2 protein-coding genes and 2 pseudogenes are annotated in these 5092 nt (G+C 32.8%); 1 reads left to right on the top strand and 3 read right to left on the bottom strand.

Features of this window, described 5'->3' with window-relative positions; translation table 11 throughout:
- Window positions 1-735: pseudogene (locus ACKI5C_RS08625) on the bottom strand (hydroxylamine reductase); the annotation flags it as partial.
- A 121-nt stretch (window positions 736-856) separates the two neighbouring features.
- On the opposite strand from ACKI5C_RS08625, the gene ACKI5C_RS08630 reads away from it, so the two are divergent.
- The gene (locus ACKI5C_RS08630) at window positions 857-1636 is read left to right on the top strand and encodes a TrmB family transcriptional regulator (protein WP_407432738.1); all 780 of its coding nucleotides are present in this window, start codon (window positions 857-859) and stop codon (window positions 1634-1636) included.
- 131 nt (window positions 1637-1767) lie between these two features.
- Here the strand turns inward: ACKI5C_RS08630 and ACKI5C_RS08635 are convergent, their stop codons facing one another.
- Both ACKI5C_RS08635 and ACKI5C_RS08640 read right to left on the bottom strand, forming a co-directional pair.
- Complete coding sequence (locus tag ACKI5C_RS08635) at window positions 1768-4578, bottom strand: hypothetical protein (RefSeq protein WP_407432739.1); 2811 nt, start codon at window positions 4576-4578, stop codon at window positions 1768-1770.
- Between the two features lie 307 nt (window positions 4579-4885).
- Window positions 4886-5092 (bottom strand): annotated as a pseudogene (locus ACKI5C_RS08640) (transposase); the annotation flags it as partial.

Raw genomic sequence — 5092 nt, forward strand, 5'->3', positions numbered from 1 at the left:
TCCTAATGATTTAGCACATTCAATAACTTCAGAAAAGTCATAGTCTTCCACAGTTTTTACGCCTTCCAATTTGGCTACGTCCATGGTGAACATTCTTTCTTTGTAAGCATCCAATGCCGGAAGTACGCAGTTACTGGTTCCAACAATAGCTGCATTGTATTTTTTAAAGACTGTTCTTTGATCATGCCATGCTCCACCTAACTGTCCTGCCAAGTTTTCATACTTGTTTAAACCAGGATAACCATGTGCAGGCAACATTTCAGAGTGGGTGTAAACCTTAATGTTAGTTCCTTCCACCTGTTTTAACAGTTCTTCCAATGCTTTCAAGTCATGACCAGTTACAATGATGGCCGGACCTTCCTGTGCACCGACTTTTACTTCGACAGGCTGTGGTTCGCCGTATGCTTCGATATGAGCATCTTTGAGTAATCTCATTACATCCACACTTACCTTACCAGCTTCCAATGCCAATGCAACCAAATCTTCAGCATCAAAGTTGACATTGGTCAAGGTTGTGTATAACCCTTTAGTCAAGAATTCATCAATTTCAGGATTTTTCTTACCTAAAACATTAGCATTATAGTTATATGCACTGATTCCTTTCATAGTAAATATTAAATTATCCTGCAATCTAGCTACAGTAGGTTTTTTTCCACAAACTCCACTTACAGTACATCCAGTACCTTTAGCGGTCTGGGAACATTGATAACAAAACATATCTAATCCGTCTGCCATTTTAATTACCTCGAAATTAATTGTTACTAATAGTATAATATGAAAAGTATTTAAAGATTTTGTAACTAGTTAAGGGTGAAAAGTGACAAATATAAATAATATAATAAAAATATAATTAAATATGAATGATGATGTACACCTATTGAAAGGAATTGGCCTAACAATGTATGAGGCTCAAGCATATGTAACACTCACTTCATTAATCTCAGCGACTGCAGTTGAAGTGTCTGAAAAATCAGGTATTCCTCGCAGTAAAATATATGACGTGTTGAAGAAACTGAATGAAAAAGATTTCATAGAAATCGAAGACGGAAGACCATTAACATATAACGTCAATTCCCCCGTTGAAGTCCTATCCCGAGAAAAGGAAAAAGTGAACAGACAAATTGATGATACCATAACCAGGCTAACAAATATCTATGAAAACGGAATGAATCAGGTACAGGCACCGATATGGAGAGTTTACGGTGTTGAAAAAATCATCAATCAGGAAATAGAAATCATCAAGAGATCAAAAATCTCAGTTAATATGAGAATAGGATTTTTGTTTGAAAATGAAGCGGAAGCATTAATAAAAGCATTTAAAAACAATAAAAAATTAACTGTAAATATCCTTGCATCACCAAAATGCTACATAAACAATGAAGAAATAGATATTATTAAACTCTTTAAAGACGCAGACATTAACATTCAAAAGGCAGACATCCCATTTGCAAAAGTGCTGATAGCTGATTCAAAAGAAATGATGCATACCTACACTAAATTTAGTGAAGACAAAAGCGAAATCATTCCGGAAACCGCCATTGGAATATGGAACAAATACGAAGATGTTGCCAGAAACTATGATGAAAGATTTTTAAATCAGCTGGAAAAAATGAAAATGAAAAAAAGAAACAAATAACTCTACAGAATAAATTAAAATAAGAAATAGAAAAAATATCGTCACCATTAAAGTTATATGTAAACTAAATTTTAATCAGATATTTTCAGAAATAGTCTAAAAAAAAGAAGAAAATGTTGAGATGATTAATCTCAACTGGAAATGGTTATTTTGTTTGAAACAGCAGCACCATTAGAATACATTGAAGTGATAATATATTCACCAGCCATCAAGTTAATGTTTAAGCTAGCTATTCCACTAGCATTAGTTATCTTATTATAGAAAACACCATTGATGTTAAATGTAATATTTTGGTCTGCAAAAGGATTTCCCTGAGCATCCAACAACCTTGCTTCAAACTTGGATCCATCACGATACTTCATGGTTAAATCCTCAGTTTCAAGAATCGGCTTGACCGTAATGGTATTGGCAGTTTTATAGCCCTTATAATCTGCCGTGATAATATATTCACCAGGATTCAAGTTAATGTTCAATTTGACGTGGCCAGTTGCATTGCTTGTTCTTTTGTAGAATACCCCATTAATGTTAAATTCAACAGTTTCATTGGCACCGACAGGGTTTCCTTTATCATCTAAAAGCTTAATGACATATTGTGAATCATTTTTATAATATTTTGTCAAGTTTTCATTGTCGACAATATTCGGCAATACAGTAACAACATTTGAATACATTTCAGTTGAATTAGGATTAATTGCAGTGATAATGTACTCACCAGGATTCAAGTTAATGTTCATCTTTGCAACACCACTTGCATTGCTTGTTCTTTTGTAGAATACCCCATTTATATTGAATTCAACAGTAGCATTTGTCAAAAGATTACCGTTTGTATCTACAAAAGTAGCATAATACTGTGTTTCGTTCCTAAAGATTTTAGTAATGTTATTTCCACTAATAGTTGATTTAATGACAACATTGGACTCCTTTTTAATATCATCATAAAAGACTGTTGCAGTATAATTTCCTGCAGGAATTCCTAAAGCCAAAGATGCCTGACCATCAGTGCCTGTTGTTCTAGTGTAATTAACCCCATTAATATTAATTTTAACCGTAGCATTATCTATTGGATTGCCTACATAATCTTTTACCGTTACAACAAATTTTTCAGGCCCTTTGTAGTATTTAATCACATCTGGAGCTTCGACAGTGACGGAAGTTTCGTTAACTATATTGAAGTTAATTAAACCGAAAACACTGAAACCATCTCCATCATCTTCTGATTGCATTATTTCATATTGGATTAAAACATAATTGCTGCCCATTTTGTAATCAGAATATTCACCCACATTAATTGTGAATACTCCATCTTTCCATACATCCATCAATTCCTCATTTGAAATTGGATCGAAGATTTGATTATCATCAGGACCCATAAGTCCCCAACCTAAAACATGATATGGTATTAAATTACCATATTTTGGTTCATCAGCCCCAAATGAAATTAGAATATCTTCACCTGCAAGATAGGTGTCCTTATCGGAGGTTAAGTTTAATCCTAAAACATTGAATTCACCTGTTGCGAAATCATTTTCAGTCCCATTATGGACAAAAGTGATGTTTGCATCATAATGTCCAACTTTTAAGAATCTGGCACCTTCAGAAAGGTCATCATAATAATCATAGAACTTATCCTCCATTGAAAACATAAAGAAAGAAAATGGAGTAATATTTCCCGCAAATTCACCATTTAGGTAAATCCGATAGTAATCGTCAGATGAAATTTGATGGGATATTGATAATTCTATAACATCCCTGATGTCTTCGGTATAACCGACATCTCTAAAATTAACACCATCATCCACTAATTTGACCGGAATATCATTGGTTACATTGTCAACCAATTCACCATTATCTGCATACAGCTCTAATCTAATACTGTAATTGCCAGATTCCGTAATATCCAAATCGTTTAATTTAACTGAGCGGGCCTGTGCTTGCCAGCCCCAACCATCATTATATATTAGGTCTGTTATACTAATGTTATCTTTTAATTGATTGCCATCCTTAAATATGTTTACATAATAACCTGAAAGATTTTCAGGGACTTCTATGACAAAAATGTCATCTGTAACATAGTGGAATGCACCAGGAATCCATTTACCTTCCTCATCCTCCTCTTCTTCCGGTTCAGCAACAATAACATTTACAAGAGCTACATTAACAATCCCTGAGTAAGTTTTTAATAATGTGGAATCTTTTATGAAGTCCAGTGTAATGTTGTATTCGCCTGCTTCAGTAATTCCTATTTGACTGTCAGTGAATTCATAAACCGGTTCTCCTTCATAATCCTCCCAATCTTTGCTAACATCATCTAAATCAGATACATTGAATGTTTTTTTAGAAATTTGTGAATTATTTCTTAAAACTGTTACTGCCAATTCATCAGCACCTTCAGGCAGTCCCCTTAATATGACTACAGGATTATTGTAAAGAATTGTAGAATACTGTGAGAAATAAGGACTGACATATAGATTTACATCACCTTCTGCAAAGCAGTAGTTTTCTCCATCCTTGAAAAATTGAGCAGTAAATGTGCCCCCAGTGTCATCAACATCAGGAGCATCATCTATTAAATTACCCGTTCTAATGAGGTAGAATTCATCATCGTTATCAATTTGAGTGATATTCAATTCTTTTTCAAACGGTTCATCTTCCAAATCCAAGATCGCATAAAAGTTATCATCTACACCATCAATTCCTGCTTTGGGAATTTTGACTATTACATCATTTTCAATTGCATTTGCACTGCAAAATTCGACATTTTCAATTTCATATCCCCTATCGTCATCCCCAGAATCATCAGGTTCGTCATCGGCGATTAAACTAATGCTATCGCCAGCTGTCAGATTATCGTCAGATGCAATATCTTCAGATGCACTAACAGCACCAATCGCTAAAATTGCCAGTAAGAAAATACTTACAAGCATTATCTTTTTATATTTCATATAAACACCATTAGGTATATTATCCTATTAAATTTATTCATTAATGATAAATTAATAAGATATTAAAATATCTATTAAACGTATTATATATATATTTAATAATCTTGAAAATAATATAGATAATTAGCCAGAACTATGATGAAAGATTTATGAATCAGCTGGAAAAAATGAAAATGAAAAATAAATTTAAAGATTAAAATAAGAACTGGAAAAAATATCATCACCATTAAAGTTTATATGCAAACTAAATTTTAATCAAATATTTAAGAAATAGTCTAAAAAAAGGAGTCTGTAAAATTTTATAGGCCTATTTTATTTTTAGATGTTTTTCAGTCCAATTTTTCATTTGATAGTCTAAAAATGTTAGAATTCCATTTTTAGTCTTGTATAATTTCTTTATTATTTCTTGATTAGTTTGTCGGTAGTAATTTTCGACTTTGTTTGATGTTTTCCCAATATTTTCATCATCTAAGTGCTGTACATATCTGTGGAAGTGATTGATGATGTGTTTTCT

It is taken from the genome of Methanobrevibacter sp., from assembly GCF_045646045.1.
Classification (GTDB): domain Archaea; phylum Methanobacteriota; class Methanobacteria; order Methanobacteriales; family Methanobacteriaceae; genus Methanocatella.

Bases quoted from the DNA above. Each gene is read 5' to 3' on its own strand.
- ACKI5C_RS08635 (WP_407432739.1), bottom strand. From the start codon at position 4,578: ATGAAATATAAAAAGATAATGCTTGTAAGTATTTTCTTACTGGCAATT.
- ACKI5C_RS08630 (WP_407432738.1), top strand. From the start codon at position 857: ATGAATGATGATGTACACCTATTGAAAGGAATTGGCCTAACAATGTAT.